Source organism: Shimia haliotis (genome assembly GCF_900114415.1).
Taxonomy (GTDB): Bacteria; Pseudomonadota; Alphaproteobacteria; order Rhodobacterales; family Rhodobacteraceae; genus Shimia; species Shimia haliotis.
This window is the reverse complement of record NZ_FOSZ01000019.1, coordinates 1-1,337: the sequence shown is the minus strand read 5'-3', so window position 1 is coordinate 1,337 and position 1,337 is coordinate 1. Positions and strand designations below refer to the sequence as shown.

Below are 1,337 nucleotides of genomic sequence, written 5' to 3'. Positions count from 1 at the left end.
CCGTTCAGCTCGAGACATTATGCACGAGCAACAGAACATGACGAGAGATCGAGGCAGATAGAAAATATGTTCTTAGACGAATTTGAAACCGATCAATTTACGCTGTTCGGTAACGTATCAGGCATATCAATTTCGACCGATAAACGCAGACTAATCACTTTTTTTAAAGCAGATGGTGCATGGCTCCATAAGTCAATTTCATGGGATGAAATCCGCAGCGTCGTGAAAGAAACTCTAACACCTAACGAGTTCATTCATATGGGCGGCGGCGGAGCGCGAGGTGTTGGTGAAGGTATAGGGACAGCTATTAGAAATTCAGTAGAAAAGTCTAAGGCTAAAAAGGCTAGTGGGATTGCTCTTGAGTTAAAATCAATCGACACACCACGGCTATTCTTATCATTTCCTGAAGAGAGCGACCGCAATCGCGTTTTTGAGGCTGTTAGACAGTTCTTGGAAGGCGATCTGTCTGGTACGTATCAGAAAATTCCGACTAGCGTTGCAAAAAAACTGAGGCGACCCACAGTCGAGGAGGTGGCCGCTGCTGAAAGGGCCGCAGCGAATAAACGCGCTTTCGTGCGAGGAGCGATAAAGATTGTCGGTGTCATATCTGTTGTTGGTGCTGTTGTCTTTTTCGGTGGACGAGAAATTCTCAAGTCTCGCTACACATCTAGCCTCGATACGCCAGCTCACATAGAAAACTCTTCTGGCTTAAGTTGTACCCTGTATTACTTAGGATATGACGCTATCAGATTGTCACAAAGCGGCTATGTTTCTCACTGGGTTTCGCGGGATGTAGAAATTTCCGCCCCAGCTACATCTCCTTGGGCAGTAGATAGTTACATATTCGAGCAAGGGTCTTTTGTGCGTGAGAGCGGTGAAATAGGAGTGAGTACAGGTTTGTTCAGACCCGGAAAAAGGCCGCATTTTGAGTTGATGGAGTACGTTCCAGTACCTCCCTCTGGGATCGAGGCATTTATTCCACTCGTGCGCCCCCCTTGCTAATTTCCTGAATAGACGCCTGCCCCCGCGTGGCAACGAATTTAGGGGGCGGAGCGTCCGACCATCGGGAGGCGTTCTCTTTTCAGGACATCGCAGAAGCGATTTTAAGCTCCATAGAAGTCGGTTGCCGTTCTGACTACCCATTGCCCCGCAAAAAGCCCAACAAGCCACTTCTGCGCGTTTCTGTGGCTTGTGTGGGTGCGTTCTGATTGGATATGAGCAGTGTCTTGGCCTGCTCTTGCCATTTGTCTCGTTGATCCTTGAGATCGGCAATCGTACCGTCTCGATCCTCAAGAAGTTGTTTCAGGAACTTAACTTCGGCCTCTAACCCCCCTGTA

General features: G+C 48.3%; 2 protein-coding genes. One reads left to right on the top strand and one right to left on the bottom strand.

The features are described from left to right. Nucleotides 1–1,002 (top strand): hypothetical protein (locus BM069_RS19715; RefSeq protein WP_212611573.1); only part of this gene is annotated, 1,002 nt, incomplete at its 5' end. Nucleotides 1,003–1,135: 133 nt separating this feature from the next. On the opposite strand, the gene BM069_RS19960 is transcribed toward BM069_RS19715, so the two are convergent. Continuing rightward, nucleotides 1,136–1,337: hypothetical protein (locus tag BM069_RS19960; RefSeq protein ID WP_212611572.1), on the bottom strand; the 202-nt coding region annotated here is incomplete at its 5' end.